General features: G+C 36.0%; 19 protein-coding genes. All 19 read left to right on the top strand.

Annotated elements, in window-relative coordinates:
• Positions 1-21 precede the first annotated feature (21 nt).
• Positions 22-684: a flagellar brake protein gene (locus JUJ52_RS03550; RefSeq protein ID WP_026681032.1), complete on the top strand. Its 663-nt coding sequence runs from the start codon at positions 22-24 to the stop codon at positions 682-684.
• A gap of 153 nt (positions 685-837) precedes the next feature.
• On the top strand, positions 838-1,521 hold the full coding sequence (gene cmk, locus JUJ52_RS03545) for a (d)CMP kinase (protein ID WP_121605086.1): 684 nt from the start codon (positions 838-840) through the stop codon (positions 1,519-1,521).
• A gap of 12 nt (positions 1,522-1,533) precedes the next feature.
• Positions 1,534-2,112 carry a lysophospholipid acyltransferase family protein gene (locus JUJ52_RS03540; protein WP_026681030.1) on the top strand — a complete coding sequence of 193 codons (579 nt, stop codon included), beginning with the start codon at positions 1,534-1,536 and terminating at the stop codon, positions 2,110-2,112.
• 160 nt (positions 2,113-2,272) lie between these two features.
• Positions 2,273-3,403, top strand: a complete 1,131-nt coding sequence (rpsA, locus tag JUJ52_RS03535) for a 30S ribosomal protein S1 (protein ID WP_026681029.1) — start codon at positions 2,273-2,275, stop codon at positions 3,401-3,403.
• Positions 3,404-4,003: 600 nt separating this feature from the next.
• Complete coding sequence (locus tag JUJ52_RS03530) at positions 4,004-4,897, top strand: YIEGIA family protein (protein ID WP_205388523.1); 894 nt, start codon at positions 4,004-4,006, stop codon at positions 4,895-4,897.
• Positions 4,898-5,083 (top strand): capping complex subunit for YIEGIA, encoded by a 186-nt coding sequence (locus JUJ52_RS03525; protein ID WP_026681027.1) that lies wholly within the window; start codon positions 4,898-4,900, stop codon positions 5,081-5,083.
• A 202-nt stretch (positions 5,084-5,285) separates the two neighbouring features.
• Positions 5,286-6,596, top strand: a complete 1,311-nt coding sequence (der, locus tag JUJ52_RS03520) for a ribosome biogenesis GTPase Der (RefSeq protein ID WP_205388524.1) — start codon at positions 5,286-5,288, stop codon at positions 6,594-6,596.
• 14 nt (positions 6,597-6,610) lie between these two features.
• Positions 6,611-7,645, top strand: coding sequence for an NAD(P)H-dependent glycerol-3-phosphate dehydrogenase (locus JUJ52_RS03515; RefSeq protein WP_205388525.1), 1,035 nt, complete (start codon positions 6,611-6,613; stop codon positions 7,643-7,645).
• Positions 7,646-7,706: 61 nt separating this feature from the next.
• Positions 7,707-7,967 (top strand): stage VI sporulation protein F, encoded by a 261-nt coding sequence (locus JUJ52_RS03510; RefSeq protein ID WP_026681024.1) that lies wholly within the window; start codon positions 7,707-7,709, stop codon positions 7,965-7,967.
• Positions 7,968-8,239: 272 nt separating this feature from the next.
• Positions 8,240-8,437, top strand: a complete 198-nt coding sequence (locus tag JUJ52_RS03505; protein ID WP_026681023.1) for a DUF2768 domain-containing protein — start codon at positions 8,240-8,242, stop codon at positions 8,435-8,437.
• A 17-nt stretch (positions 8,438-8,454) separates the two neighbouring features.
• Positions 8,455-9,183 carry a hypothetical protein gene (locus JUJ52_RS03500; RefSeq protein WP_026681022.1) on the top strand — a complete coding sequence of 243 codons (729 nt, stop codon included), beginning with the start codon at positions 8,455-8,457 and terminating at the stop codon, positions 9,181-9,183.
• Positions 9,184-9,389: 206 nt separating this feature from the next.
• Complete coding sequence (gene spoIVA, locus JUJ52_RS03495) at positions 9,390-10,868, top strand: stage IV sporulation protein A (protein ID WP_026681021.1); 1,479 nt, start codon at positions 9,390-9,392, stop codon at positions 10,866-10,868.
• Between the two features lie 677 nt (positions 10,869-11,545).
• Positions 11,546-11,818: an HU family DNA-binding protein gene (locus tag JUJ52_RS03490; RefSeq protein WP_021291258.1), complete on the top strand. Its 273-nt coding sequence runs from the start codon at positions 11,546-11,548 to the stop codon at positions 11,816-11,818.
• Positions 11,819-11,949: 131 nt separating this feature from the next.
• Positions 11,950-12,174, top strand: a complete 225-nt coding sequence (mtrB, locus tag JUJ52_RS03485; protein WP_026681019.1) for a trp RNA-binding attenuation protein MtrB — start codon at positions 11,950-11,952, stop codon at positions 12,172-12,174.
• A gap of 99 nt (positions 12,175-12,273) precedes the next feature.
• The gene (locus tag JUJ52_RS03480) at positions 12,274-13,062 is read left to right on the top strand and encodes a heptaprenyl diphosphate synthase component 1 (protein ID WP_205388526.1); all 789 of its coding nucleotides are present in this window, start codon (positions 12,274-12,276) and stop codon (positions 13,060-13,062) included.
• A gap of 4 nt (positions 13,063-13,066) precedes the next feature.
• Entirely contained in the window at positions 13,067-13,771 is a 705-nt protein-coding gene (locus JUJ52_RS03475; protein ID WP_205388527.1) for a demethylmenaquinone methyltransferase, read from the top strand.
• A gap of 32 nt (positions 13,772-13,803) precedes the next feature.
• Positions 13,804-14,775 carry a heptaprenyl diphosphate synthase component II gene (gene hepT / locus JUJ52_RS03470; RefSeq protein ID WP_205388528.1) on the top strand — a complete coding sequence of 324 codons (972 nt, stop codon included), beginning with the start codon at positions 13,804-13,806 and terminating at the stop codon, positions 14,773-14,775.
• 90 nt (positions 14,776-14,865) lie between these two features.
• The gene (gene ndk / locus JUJ52_RS03465; protein ID WP_026681016.1) at positions 14,866-15,312 is read left to right on the top strand and encodes a nucleoside-diphosphate kinase; all 447 of its coding nucleotides are present in this window, start codon (positions 14,866-14,868) and stop codon (positions 15,310-15,312) included.
• A gap of 75 nt (positions 15,313-15,387) precedes the next feature.
• Positions 15,388-16,164: CheR family methyltransferase (locus JUJ52_RS03460; RefSeq protein ID WP_228088789.1), on the top strand; the 777-nt coding region annotated here is incomplete at its 3' end.

Below are 16,164 nucleotides of genomic sequence, written 5' to 3'. Positions count from 1 at the left end.
AGTGAAATAGGGTGAGTTAATATGAAAATTGGTACGGTATTGAATATTGAAATAGCCATAGCTGGGAATACAGAAAAAGAAAAATACCGATGTAAAGTAATTGAAAAAAACGAAAACTATTTGTTTATTGACTATCCAGTTCATATGAAAACGCAGAAGTCGACATTATTCGTAAAAGGTACGTTGTTATCGGTAACTTATAGTGATGAAGAAGATATTATCTATCACTTTAATTCAGAAATTATAGCAAGAGTAAAGCTTAATGTGCCTGCTATGGCAATTGCGTTACCTGACGAAAATATGAAGCGAATTCAACGACGAACCTTTGTTAGAGTTAATACAGCAATTGATGTAGCGGTGCATATGATCGATAGTAACAGTCAACCATTTACGACGATTACTTCTGATTTAAGTGCAGGGGGAATTTCTATTATTATTCCAAAACATATAAAAATAGTTGGATGTCAGGCGGAGGTTTGGCTTACGCTCCCTTTCTCAAATGGTACGTATTATTATGTGCGATCGATTGTAGAATTTATTTCTTTTCAACAGGAAAAAAAACATGGTATAAAAATAGCAGCGTTAAAATTTTTGACACTGTCTACGAGTGAGCAACAAAATATTATCCGTTATTGTTTTGAAAAACAGCGAGAGGCTAGAAAAAAAGAAATGTCGTTAGAATAATAACAGCATGTTAACCCCGTTTTGAAATAGACCTATATTTGTGGGGTATGTTATTATAATAAATAGGTTTGTTTTCTTAAACTTGGCATTAGCCAAGTTTTTTCAACCTATTTTAATAGAACTTATCGTTATGAGAGGAATGACAGTCATTTCATGAAAAAGGATACATTAACAATAGCAATTGATGGACCTGCTGCAGCAGGAAAGAGTACGGTAGCAAAAATGGTAGCTAAGGAACTTGCTTGTATTTATATAGACACGGGAGCAATGTATCGCGCTTTAACATTACAAGCAATGAACCATTCAGTAGATGTAAACGATGAAGAAGCTCTAACGGCACTACTACTAAAAACAACTATTGAATTAAAGCAAACCATAGAGGGACAAAAGGTATTTATTGACAATCAGGATGTAACAGGAGCAATTCGTTCACTTGAAGTCACTAATACGGTTTCTTATGTTGCTAAACATCCGAAGATCCGAAGTGAAATGGTTAATCGTCAGCAAGCCTTGGCCGCTAAAAGAGATGTGGTTATGGATGGTCGCGATATTGGGACTCATGTACTTCCAGATGCTGAAGTTAAAATATTTTTAGTAGCTACTGTTGAAGAAAGAGCAAAAAGAAGGCATGAAGAAAATATAAAAAATGGAATAGCTTCTGATTTAGCAGAATTGAAAAAAGAAATTGAGCAAAGAGATCAAATTGATTCTAAACGGGAAGCATCACCTTTAGTTAAAGCAGAGGATGCTCTTGAAATTGATACAACATCACTTACCATAAACGAGGTAGCACAGCAAATACTCGAGCAAGCCAAAAAAATAAAACATACGAAATAGAGGGAAACTTTCATGTTATATAAATTCGCTAAATTTGTTGTTGCGCTTATATTTTATCCTCTATATCGAATCAAGGTTACTGGTAAAGAAAATGTGCCAAAGGAAGGTCCAGTTATAATATGCTCTAATCACATTTCCAACCTAGATCCTCCTGTTGTTGGAATAACTTCTCCTAGAGATATTCATTTTATGGCGAAAGAGGAATTGTTTGAAAAACCATTTTTAGGGAAATTATTATTAGGCATCCAAGCTTTTCCAGTTCGAAGAGGTATGAGTGATCGCAATGCGCTTCGCAAAGGGTTAGGAATACTTTCTAAAGGGCGTACACTTGGATTATTTCCAGAGGGGACGAGAAGTAAGACGGGTAAACTAGGAGAACCGCTGGCTGGGGCTGGTTTTTTTGCCCTACGATCTAAGGCAGTTATTGTTCCCTGTGCGATTGTGGGCACATATAAACCGTTTCACAAATTACAGGTTATATACGGAGAGCCTGTTCGAATGGAAGAATTACGAATCAAAAAGGCTTCTGCACAAGAAGCTGCCAATGCAATTATGGAAGAAATAAGCATACTAATTGAAAAAAATAATTAAAACTACTTTACTTGACAAATAATTATAATTATTAGAAGTTATAAAAAAGGGATTTTTTTTGGTATTATTCTATTAGTTTTAGGGTGAATGACGGAAACGTGAATAACAAAAATAAAGATAAGTTATTCAGTTTCGAATTGTATTTAGGAGGGCTATGGATATGAGTGAAGCAAAAAATGAAGTATCAAATGTTAATGTAGGAGATACACTAACAGGAACGGTTGTTAAAGTAGATGAAAAACAGGTTCTTGTTGATATCGGATACAAAGCCGAAGGGATATTGCCAATTGGGGAACTATCTAATCTTCATATTGAAAAAGCTAGCGATGTTGTAACTGAAGGAGACACGCTAACACTAAAGGTTAAAAAAATAGATGAAGAGGATGTAATTTTATCTAAAAAAGCAATTGATGCAGATAAAGCATGGGAAGACTTACAACAAAAATATGAAAATAATGAAGTTTTTGAAACAGAGGTAAAAGAAATTGTTAATGGTGGTTTAGTTGTAGACGTAGGGTTACGTGGATTTATACCTGCTTCCCTAGTCGAAACACACTACGTAGAAGACTTTAGTGATTATAAAGATAAGACCCTTACTGTAAAAATTGTTGATCTAGTTCGAGAGCAAAATCGAGTTATTTTATCTCATCGCGCTGTCGAGGAAGCAGAGCTAGAAGAGAAGAAAAAATCATTACTTCAATCACTGGAATCTGGACAAGTAATCGAGGGTACGGTACAGCGTTTAACTAATTTTGGTGTATTTGTTGATATTGGTGGCGTTGATGGTCTTGTTCATATATCTCAACTTGCCCATGAGCATGTTGATCATGCTTCGGAAGTGGTGAAAGAAGGAGATAAAATTAAAGTAGAAGTATTATCTGTTGATAGAGATAGCGAACGTATTTCACTATCTCGTAAAAAGGTACTTCCAGGTCCGTGGTCAGGTATTGAGGAACGTATTTCAAGAGGAGCTATTGTAGAAGGCGTTGTTAAAAGATTAGTTAATTTTGGAGCATTTGTAGAGATAGAATCTGGTGTAGAAGGGCTTGTTCACATTTCGCAAATTGCTACCCGTCATATCGGAACACCACAGGAAGTATTAGAAGTTGGTCAGAACGTGAAAGTAAAAGTACTCGATGTTAATGAAAAAGAAGAGCGTATTTCTTTAAGTATAAGAGAACTTGAGCAAGAGCAAGAAGCAAAAGAATATAAGCAATATGAAAAGGATGAAGATCAGTCTGGATTTCAACTAGGAGACTTTATTGGTGATAAATTAAATAAATACAAATAAATAGAGATGCTGTTTAAAAAGGTTCTTTCTTTAATTTAGAAAGAACCTTTTTTGTAGTCTAGGAAATAGAAACGATACGACTTCACGAATCGCCCTAATCTAGGTCATCATCGGCCGCAAGCTCATCGTGATTCTTTTATATCCGTTGGCTCGCTCCAGTCGATACGATTCTAATCGGACGCTTGCTCTTTTGTTCTATACCACTATTTGAAAATAGCTATGATGCTAATGGCAAGCGGTAATTGTGCACAGCGGCTTATTATTTTATCCCACATATGGTTTTCTAGAAAAAATTGGCGACATTCAATTTTTTGATATTCTCCTATTTGTCATAGTAATAAAAACAATTTTAGACATACTACAAAAAGGAAGAAGTAAATTATTTCGTCATAAAGTAAAACTTCAATCAGTGAGGGTTTTGTTTATCCCCATTGATTGTTAGTACCACAAGGGTATGACCTAGAGGCCCTTAAACCCATCGGACATTTACTCACAGTTCAATCCCCTTTTACCAATATTGGTTTCACTCTATTGCTTGAAGTAGGGGTAATTACTGCCAGTTATATGCGGGATAAATCAAAGCATGCATGAGGTGTCAGAATGAATGAATATACGTTACCAATTCTATTTGGTGTCATCATAGGAACTGTAGCAAGAATACTAATGCTACGTACCGATTATCGTCAATACCCTACATATCTTCATGGAAAGGTAATTCATGTATCATTGGGCTTTATTGCAGCTGCATTAGGGTCGGTAGCTATTCCGGCAATCATGGAGTTGGAATTTACTGCAGTTACATTTTTGACTGTTGCAGCAACCCAGTTTAGAGAAGTAAGAAATATGGAGCGGAATACCTTAACCGAAGTAGATAGTTTTGAATTAGTACCAAGAGGAAAAACATATATTGAAGGGATAGCTATATCATTCGAAAGTAGAAATTATTTAGTTATTATCACTTCCTTTATAAGCACACTTGTTTTTCTTGTATGGAACGTGTACTATGCAATGATTGCAGCAATTGCTTGTTTAATAATAAGCAGAATATTAATGAGTGGATCGACGATAAAGGATATTGTCGACATAAAACATCATCAACTCCATTTTGAAGGGGCCGGTCTCTATGTCGATAACATTTATATTATGAATATCGGGCTTCCAGAAAGACAGGAAGAAATATTGAAGTATGGTATGGGGTTTGTTTTAACCCCTAAGAATATGAATGTCATTACGACAATTGCAAATCTAGGGCAACGACAAGCAATATTACATGATGTATCTGTAACCCTTGGCGTTTTCCGTGATTCCGGTACACCAGCACTTACACCTTTGATTAAAAGGGATTTAGATGATGGTCGAATAGGCATATTCATTTTGCCACAAATTCGTGAGGTTGATAAGGCAATTAAGGTCATTGGAGCAGTACCAGTATTAGAGAATGCAATTCGCATGCCTTCAGAATCAGGTTCGGTGAAAAAGGGAGGAAATTCATAAATGCAAATTGAAAAGGCGATTTTGGCTGTTATTACTACGAATAGATCAGCTATTGATGGTGGTGCTCCTATTTTCATCTGTAAGAATAGAAAGGAAGCTGAGGATACAGCTGCTAATCTAGAAGCAATCACCGATGGAATTGCCCATGAGCTAAGTGAAGAGTTATTTATTATCGTCAGGCATTAACGATTTTGAATTACATTGTTAATATGTACTACTTTTGCTATTATAGAAATTGTTCAAAGGTCATAGAGCAGTGACGATAAATATAGAAATAACATTTCAATGATTGCAATATATAATTATCGATACGACAATATCGCTTATTTGGACAATAAAAAATGGTATAACATTAAAATTGAACGTAAAGAGAAAGGATGTTCCTTTCATGAGGAAATCTGTTGTAGCAATTGTAGGAAGACCAAATGTTGGAAAATCAACTATTTTTAATAGATTAGTTGGCGAAAGGATATCCATCGTAGAAGATATTCCTGGAGTAACAAGAGATCGAATTTATGCACAAGTTGAATGGTTAGCAACTACCTTTAACATCATTGATACCGGTGGTATTGAAATGGGAGATGAACCGCTACTTGTTCAGATGCGTCAGCAAGCTGAAATTGCAATTGATGAAGCAGACGTCATTATATTTCTTGTAAATGGACGAGAAGGTATAACTGGTGCAGATGAAGAGGTAGCTAAATTATTATATAAATCAAATAAACCAGTTGTACTTGCGGTAAATAAAATTGATAACCCTGAGATGCGTGAATCAATTTATGAATACTATTCGCTTGGATTTGGCGAGCCTTATCCTATCTCTGGTTCACATGGTCTGGGATTAGGTGATTTATTAGATGCAGTTGTTGACTACTTTCCTGAAAGGGAAGATAACGATGAGGACGAGGACACAATATATTTTAGTTTGATTGGAAGACCAAATGTTGGAAAATCGTCATTAGTAAACGCGTTAGTAAATGAAGAAAGGGTTATTGTTAGTGAGATAGAAGGTACGACGAGAGATGCCATTGATACGAAGCTCCATAAGGATGACCAAGACTTTGTAATTATTGACACTGCCGGTATGCGAAAACGTGGGAAAGTTTATGAAACTACAGAAAAGTACAGTGTTTTGCGGGCATTGAAAGCCATTGAAAGATCTGATGTTGTATTGGTTTTAATTGATGCTGAAACAGGGATCAGAGAACAGGACAAAAAAATTGCCGGCTATGCTCATGAGGCGGGACGTGCTATCGTAATTGTTGTTAATAAATGGGACACGGTTGAGGCAAACGAAAAATCCATGAAAGAATTTGAAGCAAACGTACGGGCTCATTTTCAATATTTGGATTACGCACCAATTGTATTTTTATCCGCAATGACAAAAAAACGTCTACATACGCTTATTCCTGCGATTAAATTGGCTAGTGAGAATCACGCGAAGCGGATCCCGACAAATGTGCTAAACGATGTGATTATGGACGCAATTGCAATGAATCCTACACCAACTTTAAAAGGGAAACGATTAAAAGTTTTATATACTACACAGGTGGCTGTAAAACCACCTAGCTTTGTTGTATTTGTGAATGATCCAGAACTCATGCATTTCTCATATGAACGATTTCTAGAAAATAAAATTAGAGAAGCATTTGGATTTGTTGGAACACCAATTAAGTTATTTGCGAGAAGAAGACAATAGAGGAGGAGAATTTTGTGACGAAGATTGCTGTATTGGGAGCTGGAAGCTGGGGAACAGCTTTAAGTATTGTATTAGCTGATAATGGATATGAGGTAAACTTATGGACGCATCGAAAAGACCAAGCTGCTATAATCAATGAAACAAGAAGAAATGACAAATATTTAGATGTTGAAATTCCAAGCAATATTAAGGCATATGATATATTAACTGAAGCAATAGATGGCGTTACAGCGGTTGTTATAGTAGTACCAACCAAGGCAATTCGAGAAGTTTGTAAGTCATTGAATGATGTGCTTAATCATGATGTAACAATCATCCATGCGTCAAAGGGAATTGAGCCGGTGACGTTAAAACGTGTATCACAAATGATTGCTGAGGAGCTAGAAAATTATAAGGAAGAAGATATTGTTGTATTATCTGGCCCTAGCCACGCTGAGGAGGTTGCTTTACGTCAACCAACAACTGTTACAGTTTCTTCAGTTCAGATGGATAATGCTAAGGTTGCGCAAGATTTGTTTATTAATGAATCATTTCGCGTCTATACCAGCCCAGATATTTTAGGGATTGAATTAGGTGGTGCTCTAAAAAATATTATTGCACTTGGTGCAGGTATTTCTGATGGTTTAGGCTATGGAGATAACGCGAAGGCAGCATTAATTACAAGAGGGTTAGCAGAAATTGCGAGATTGGGGACCTCACTAGGAGCAAATCCGTTAAGCTTTTTAGGATTACCAGGGGTTGGCGATTTAATTGTTACCTGTACTAGTGTTCATAGCCGTAATTGGCGAGCAGGCAACCTGTTAGGTAAAGGACATAAATTAGATGATGTGCTTGAACAGATGGGCATGGTAGTTGAAGGAGTTCGTACGGTGAAAGCTGCATATCAATTTGCTGAAGAACAACAGGTAGAGATGCCAATTACGAAGGGAATTTATCAAGTTTTATTTGAAGAGAAGGATCCGAAGGACATTGTAGAGCAGCTTATGAATCGAACGAAAAGAGAGGAAATGGACGATCTAGCTAAATTATTAATGGAGAGGTATTCCTGATAACACGTAAACTCCTTCCTGCATATAATGTGTTGAGTTAACTTAGCAGGGAGGCGAGTACGTGAATAATTTCCAAAAAGGTCTTTTTGACAAAATACAGCAAAAGGCAAATATTAATCCTGATGACGTATACAAAGTTGCTGATTCGGTTAAACATGCTAATTTTAAAGACGAGAAAACAGTTAGAAAGCTAGTTCGTCATTTAAGTAAATTAGCTAATAAGCCTATATCAAAGGAAAAAGAAGATAAAATTGTACAGTCTATTGTCAAAAATGATGTACCAATGGATATGAATTCGTTAAACCAATTATTTAAAAAATAAGCGTACTTGGGCAAGTGAGGATACATTCAGCCGTATACTCGCATAAAATAAATCGCACAAGCATTCATGGATAGAGTTGCTGTGGATAATTATTTAGTCAAACCGAGATGGAGTAAGCCCCCTTCATCTCGGATTTTTATGGTACAAATGAAAATGTCTGTAGCATCGACGAAATATTTTGAATACGTATTTTTTGGACGAGTGTATATGTCTTTGTGTTATAATACGTGTTGCAATGATATTGTTCAGTTTGTTTGTATAGGAGTGGTGTCATGTCGGAATCAATGCTAAAAATGTATATTTCATTTGCAGGTATGGTATTACTGCTAGTAGCAATTGGTCTTATTCTGTTATCTCGATATAAGCTAAAAGGTGTTTTGGCCGGAATAGTTGCAATTTTTGCCTATTTATCATTAATTACCGGTGGCTTAATTATCTTTTACATTGTTTTTAGCGGTCCTACAGTGTAAGGCAAGGAGGCTTTATAGTGAAGTATACATATGGAAAGATGTTAATCGTGTTAGTAGTTACCATCCTACTTACTGGGTGTTTATACCCGCAGAATCAGCTATCCAAAAATCAAGCACCAAATCAAGATCAATTGGAAACGGTTCAATCAGCGGTCGATCAGTTTAAGGAGAAGACACAGGGATTGGTTCCAATAAGAACAAAGGGTAGTGATACACCAATTTTCGAAAAATACTTAGTTGATTTTTCAAAGCTAAAGGAAGAAAATATTTTAACTGAAATTCCTGGTAATGCGTATGAAAATGGTGGGATATATCAGTATACACTAATTACACCTGATAATAACCCACGTGTGAAGTTAATTGATTTACAAGTTACTGAAGCAATACGAAGTATAAATGTTAAGTTAGATATATACCGAAATGAACATATTTATCCGCCGTTTGGTGAAGAAATCGAAGAAGGCGTGTATTCTATTGATTATGAAAAACTAGGTTTAGATAAGTCGCCAACGGTTGTTAGTCCATATTCTAATCAGCATATACCAATCATCATGGATGTAGAGGGTAATCTCTATGTTGACTATCGAATAGACTTAAATAATGCATTAAATAAGTATGAGCATGGTTTTAAACCTGGTGATGATATAAGGTATATACTAGCTGATAACACGCCGTTTGTACCTGTATATTCGTTCCCTTATACAATAAAAAATGGTGAACCAGTATTTCAACTTGAAAATAAATAAAAATATATCATATTAAAACCCTTGTAACATATATTGTTTCAAGGGTTTATTTGTCTTTTCTTTTACGAACAGGTTGAACGTTTATGTTTTTTAATCTTTTGCACATATTTAAGGCATATTTTGATAGGACAACATCATAGACTTGTAATGTCAATTATTCGTAGTTTGTTCGTAATGAAAAAGAACGGAGATCGGGAGGGGATCTTTTGGAAAGAGTTGATATTTTTAAAGATATTTCGAAACGGACGAATGGAGATATTTATCTTGGAATTGTAGGAGCAGTCCGTACAGGAAAATCCACCTTTATTAAGAAATTTATGGAGTTGGTAGTCCTGCCTAACATTGAAGAAGAGAGTGAAAGGGCTCGGGCGCATGATGAATTACCGCAGAGTGCAGCTGGGAAAACCATCATGACAACAGAACCAAAATTTGTTCCCAATCAAGCAGTATCAGTCAATGTGGATGAGGGGCTTGATGTCAATGTGCGCCTAGTCGATTGTGTCGGATATGCGGTTGAAGGAGCGAAAGGATTTGAGGACGAGAACGGTCCGAGAATGATTCATACACCTTGGTATGAAGAACCTATTCCTTTTCATGATGCGGCGGAGATTGGCACGCGTAAGGTTATTCAGGAGCACTCAACAATCGGTGTAGTTGTAACCTCCGATGGATCATTTGGAGAAATAGAACGAAATGATTATGTTGATGCAGAAGCTAGAGTAGTTGATGAGTTAAAGGAAGTTGGAAAACCGTTCATCATGGTTGTAAATTCTCAAAGACCAAGTAGTCAGGAGACAGAGCTGTTACGGCAAGAGCTATCGGATAAATATGATATTCCTGTACTTTCTATGAGTATTGAATCAATGACAGAGCATGATGTTAACAATGTTTTACGTGAGGCGCTTTATGAATTTCCGGTCCTAGAAGTTAATGTTAACTTACCTAGCTGGGTAATGGTTCTTAATGAAGATCATTGGTTAAGAAGAAATTATCAAGACGCCATTCAAGACACAGTTAAAAATATCAAACGATTACGAGATGTAGATCATATTGTTGGAGAATTTTCTGAATTCGAATATATTGATCAGGCTCGTCTGGCTGGAATGGAAATGGGAGAAGGGGTAGCAGAGATTGACTTACATGCTCCTGATCATTTGTATGATGAAGTATTAAAAGAAATTGTTGGTGAAGAAATTAGAGGAAAAGATCACCTCTTGCAGCTGATGCAGGATTTCGCTCATGCCAAACGTGAATATGATCAGGTTTCAGGAGCTTTACAAATGGTCAAGCAAACTGGATATGGCATAGCTGCACCTGCATTAGAAGACATGATTCTGGATGAGCCGGAAATAATAAGACAAGGGTCTAGATTTGGAGTGCGACTAAAGGCAGTAGCGCCCTCCATTCATATGATAAAAGTAGAAGTAGAATCGGAATTCTCCCCAATCATTGGGACCGAGAAACAAAGCGAAGAGCTCGTTCGATATTTAATGCAGGATTTCGAGGAGGACCCTTTATCCATTTGGGAATCAGATATTTTTGGAAGGTCATTAAGCTCTATTGTAAGGGAAGGTATTCAAGCAAAAATAGCACTAATGCCAGAAAATGCAAGATATAAATTAAAAGATACACTTGAACGGATAATTAACGAAGGTTCAGGTGGACTTATAGCGATTATACTGTAGCAGCTGATCAAAGGCTGCTTTTTTATTTGTCTAGGAAATTATGAAATTGGAACCTATGGATAGATATGGGCATGTTGAGCCGTTTCCAGCTCCAGCGCCCAGAAACGATGCGACTTCACGAATCTCATCATCGGCTCCGCAAGCACACCGTGATTCCTTTTTCTCCGTTGACTCGCTCCAGTCGCTAAGTTTCTAATCTGGCGCTTGTGTTCTTTGCCTCATAGGTTGGATTAATGAGAATAGCAAAGCTACATCAGATGGTATAATTATCTCACTTAAATAGACTAATTTATGCTACCTTCTATTTCACTTAGTTATTAGTTATTCTAGCAAAATCGTCAATTTCTAAAAAAAATTTTTTCCAACAGCAGGATATTTCTATTAGGTGTCGTATATCTTTATTAAAGCCGAAATGTATTGCTGGCAATGAATAGAACAGTTTTAATTTTTTTGGTATTAATTACCAATTTTACTGTAAAATCTAGTTAAATCATAAAGAAATAAGTAAAAATTGGGTGCTAACTGTTGAATTTTGCTGCAAACTCGGTTAATATAAGCCTTGTCACTAAAGAAACATGTGACATGAAGTATAAAAACTGGCAAAATGGTGAACAAATGATGATAGTTTCATTTTTGTTCCAATGTCGATTGATGATTAATGGGAGGAGGTGAATGTCATGAACAAAACAGACTTAGTGAATGCTGTAGCTGAAAAAAGCGAACTTTCTAAAAAGGATGCAACTAAAGCGGTTGATGCAGTTTTCGATTCTGTCATGGATTCACTACAAAAAGGTGAAAAAGTACAGTTAATCGGATTTGGTAACTTTGAAGTACGTGAGCGTTCAGCTCGTAAAGGTCGTAATCCTCAAACAGGAGAAGAGATCGAAATTCCAGCAAGTAAAGTTCCTGCATTTAAACCAGGAAAAGCCCTAAAAGATAGCGTAAAATAATATTTTACATAGGGCGAAGGATGCGCATTAGCGTATCCTTTTTTTCTTGTCTATTTAGTGATAATTGCTTGATTGACATTGTCCCATATATAATTCATTATTTATTAAGAGATTACTAAGGAGGACGCATAATGGATAAAACGAGTGTGACATCAGATTTTTTTGTAATAAAAGCATTAGAAGACGGTGTTAATGTGATTGGTTTAACACGTGGTACAGATACAAGATTCCATCATTCTGAAAAGCTAGATAAAGGGGAGGTAATGATTGCGCAATTTACAGAACATACGTCTGCTGTAAAAGTTCGCGGTAAAGCAATAATTCAAACAAGCCATGGTCAAATTGAAAATGAATAGTTCGTTTTATAACAGAATGCTTGATTAACGATGCTACATAAATTATGCTATAATAGCTAAAGCATGATGAGAATGGATGAAAGGGCTAAGGTGATTTCTTTGAATACATCTGGATTAGACGTAAACAAACTCAAAGCACGCATAGAAGATGAGTTACAGCACACATTTTTAGAAACATATATAAACAAGCCCGTCATCGACGAAGAAAAATTAAGGTTATTGAACGAAATCATAAATGCTACATCACTATCCGAATACCAGAAGGAAAGATATATTGTAACGACAATGCTTGTTCAAGTAGCTTTAGATACACATGATCTTGTTCCAAGTATAACAGAACAGGATGAAAGTCCAGCTGTGAAACTGCAAAAGCAATTACGTGTTTTAGCTGGCGATTATTATAGTGGACTATACTATTTGCTCTTAGCCGAAATCGATGATTTTGATTTAATCCATCAATTAGCAACAGCAATTAAGGAAATCAATGAATATAAAATGGATCTATATTACCAAGAAGCTTTATCGTTCGAAGAATATATGAAATTAACGAAACGGATAGACGCCTTACTTATTGTGCGTATTGCAGCGTATTTACAGGTTCCTACAGTGGAACAACTTGCGGAAGATTGGTTAATTGTAGGAAATATTGTTGAAGATATAAAACGGTTAAAAAACGGGAAGTCTTCTTCTTTAATTAAAAATTGGGCTAATGGTGACAGTGATTCAACATTGCTTATAAGTTATTTAGATAAGTATTTGCAAAAGAAAATATGTCATGTTAACCAGAAAGTAAAAAATCTTACAAGTAACCAGCAACTAGCTGTGCATATCAGAAAACAATTGACTGAGGTGTTTCATACGAAGACATCTATTGCGGAAAAGGGGTAAAGGTATGTCAGAGCAATCAAAAGAAGAGCGTGTCCATCACGTTTTCGAAAAAGTTTATTCCAAATATGATTCCATGAATTCGATTATTTCATTTCAACGTCACAAAGCATGGCGAAAAGATGTCATGAAGCGAATGAATGTAGAAGCTGGATCTAAAGCTCTAGACATTTGTTGTGGAACGGGAGATTGGTCCTTAGCTATTGCTCAAGAAACTGGTCCTACTGGAGAAGTTTTAGGACTTGATTTTAGTAAGAATATGTTGTCTGTTGCCGAGGAGAAGAAACAGCAAGCACAAATAAGTCAGCTGCGTTTTATGCAAGGAAATGCAATGGACTTACCATTTGAAGACAATTCTTTTGAATATGTGACCATTGGCTTTGGACTTCGAAATGTGGAGAATTACATGACTGTCTTACAAGAAATGTATCGTGTATTAAAGCCTGGCGGTATGGCAGTATGTTTAGAAACCTCCCAACCATCCATACCTATTTATCGGCAATTATATTATTTTTATTTTAGTTATATGATGCCATTGATTGGTAAGCTATTTGCAAAAAGCTATAAGGAGTATGCATGGCTACAAGAGTCTGCCAAGGAATTTCCTGGAAAGAAAAAATTAAAGCAAATGTTCTTAGCTGCGGGATTTTCTGAAGTACAGGTTAAAAGTTATACTGGTGGTGTAGCGGCAATGCATATGGCTTTCAAATGATAACTGTTGAATAAGTAAAAAAGGTGACATACATGAAATTAGCTAAAGCTTATGGATATTTAAGAAAAGATTTAGAAGATATAGAAGCAACCATAAATCAAGTCATACAAGCAGATCACTCCGTGTTGCGCGAAGCATCAACAGAATTGCTTAAAGCTGGTGGTAAACGAATACGCCCCGTATTTGTCTTACTATCAGGTCAAGTAGGTACGTATGATCTAACAAAATTGAAGACAGTAGCAGTTTCTTTAGAACTCATTCATATGGCAACGTTAGTCCATGATGATGTTATTGATGATGCAGAAATTCGTCGTGGAAAACCAACGATTAGACAGCTATATGGTAATCGTGTTGCCATGTACACGGGAGATTATATTCTAGCTCGAGCACTAGAAGAGATAACCATGCTACGGGATCCAAAAATTCACCAACTTTTATCCAAGACAATTGTAGAGGTGTGCAGGGGAGAAATAGAACAAATTCGAGACAAGTTTAACTTGAATCAAGACTTACGTAATTATTTACGGAGGATTAAAAGGAAAACGGCATTATTAATTGCTACCAGCTGTAAAATGGGAGCGATAGCTTCAGGTGTTAATGAGAGAGATGCACATCGCCTCTATCAATATGGTTATAATATTGGGATGTCTTATCAAATCATTGATGATATTCTTGATTTTACAGCATCACCAAAACAACTAGGGAAACCAGCTGGAAATGATCTTTTACAAGGAAATCTAACATTACCAGTGTTTTTAGCGATGAAAAATAAAACATTTCATGAAAAAATAGAGCATTTATTTAATCATTCAGAGGCGATTAATGAGGAAAAGATTCAAGAAATTGTTCAAGATGTCCGAAATTCAGATGCAATTGAGGAGTCTTATGCATTAAGCAACCGTTATTTAAATAAAGCCTTGCAAAAACTTAGCGAGCTTCCGAATAGCAGATCAAAAAATACGTTGATGGATATTGGAAAATATATTGGGAAGCGACGATCATAATCACCTTGTCCCGTTGTAATTTTTACATAATTTTGATAGAATTTTATCGGTTAGACAAATACAAAATACATAATTGATGAGGTGTGTAGCATGGAAAAAACATTTTTAATGGTTAAACCGGATGGTGTTCAACGTAATTTAGTTGGAGAAATTGTAAATCGCTTTGAATCAAAAGGGTTTAAATTAGTGGGTGCAAAATTAATGGTTATACCAAATGAGTTGGCTGAACAACATTATGGTGAACACAAAGAGCGGCCATTTTTTGGAGAATTAGTAGATTTCATTACTTCCGGCCCAGTCTTTGCCATGGCTTGGGAAGGTGAAAATGTAATCGCAATCGCTCGTGAGATGATGGGTAAAACCAATCCTGTGGACGCAGCTCCTGGAACGATTCGTGGTGACTATGGTATGACAGTAGGTAAAAATGTCATTCACGGTTCAGATTCTCCGGAAAGTGCAGAACGAGAACTCGGACTATTTTTTGAAAAGAAAGAGCTTACTTCCTATACAAAACAGGATAGTGACTGGGTATACTAATGACACACCATTACCTCCGTTACAGACGGAGGTTTTATTATATGATTCTTAATTAGGTGAAAGAGGCGGGAGAAGGTGGAACAAGACTATAAGGAGTTTATTGCCAACGTAAAAAACATGGCAGGCATTGACTTGAATTTATATAAAGAAACACAAATGAAGAGAAGGCTAACCTCATTAAGAAATAAACGAGGATATTCGAGCTTTTCAAAATACTTTACGGCGATGCGAAATGATGAACATCTATTAGAGGAACTACTAGATCGTATAACGATTAATGTTTCGGAGTTCTATCGAAATCCAAAGAGGTGGGAGGTATTAAAAACCTCCATTATTCCTCAGCTTTTGGAAAGGAATTCCCTCACGATTTGGAGTGCTGCTTGTTCAACAGGAGAAGAACCATATAGTGTTGCCATCATGCTTAAGGAGTACTTTCCAAGTATAAACTATCGAATCATTGCTACTGATATCGACAATGCTGTATTAGGAAAAGCAAAACAAGCTGTATATCAAGAACAAGCACTTAAAGAATTACCATCAGGGCTTGTAAATAAATATTTCACGCAAGAACACGGCTTGTACTATGTAAAAGATGAATTAAAAAATTCGATTACTTTTGAAAAACATAATTTATTAGCAGATAGGTATCCAGCAAATGTAGATTTAATTATTTGTAGAAACGTACTGATCTATTTTACCGACCAGGCGAAAGAAATGATTTATCGTAATTTTAGTAGAGCTTTAACGAATAACGGTGTTTTGTTCGTAGGAAGTACAGAGCAGATATTTAGTCCTGATAATTATGATCTGCAATTATTGGATACCTTTTTTTACCAAAAAAAGGACGAAGAT

The organism is Virgibacillus sp. AGTR (assembly GCF_016919725.2).
Classification (GTDB): domain Bacteria; phylum Bacillota; class Bacilli; order Bacillales; family Amphibacillaceae; genus Virgibacillus; species Virgibacillus salarius.
Note: the sequence above shows the minus strand (reverse complement) of the source record. Positions and strands in the feature narration are given on the sequence as shown.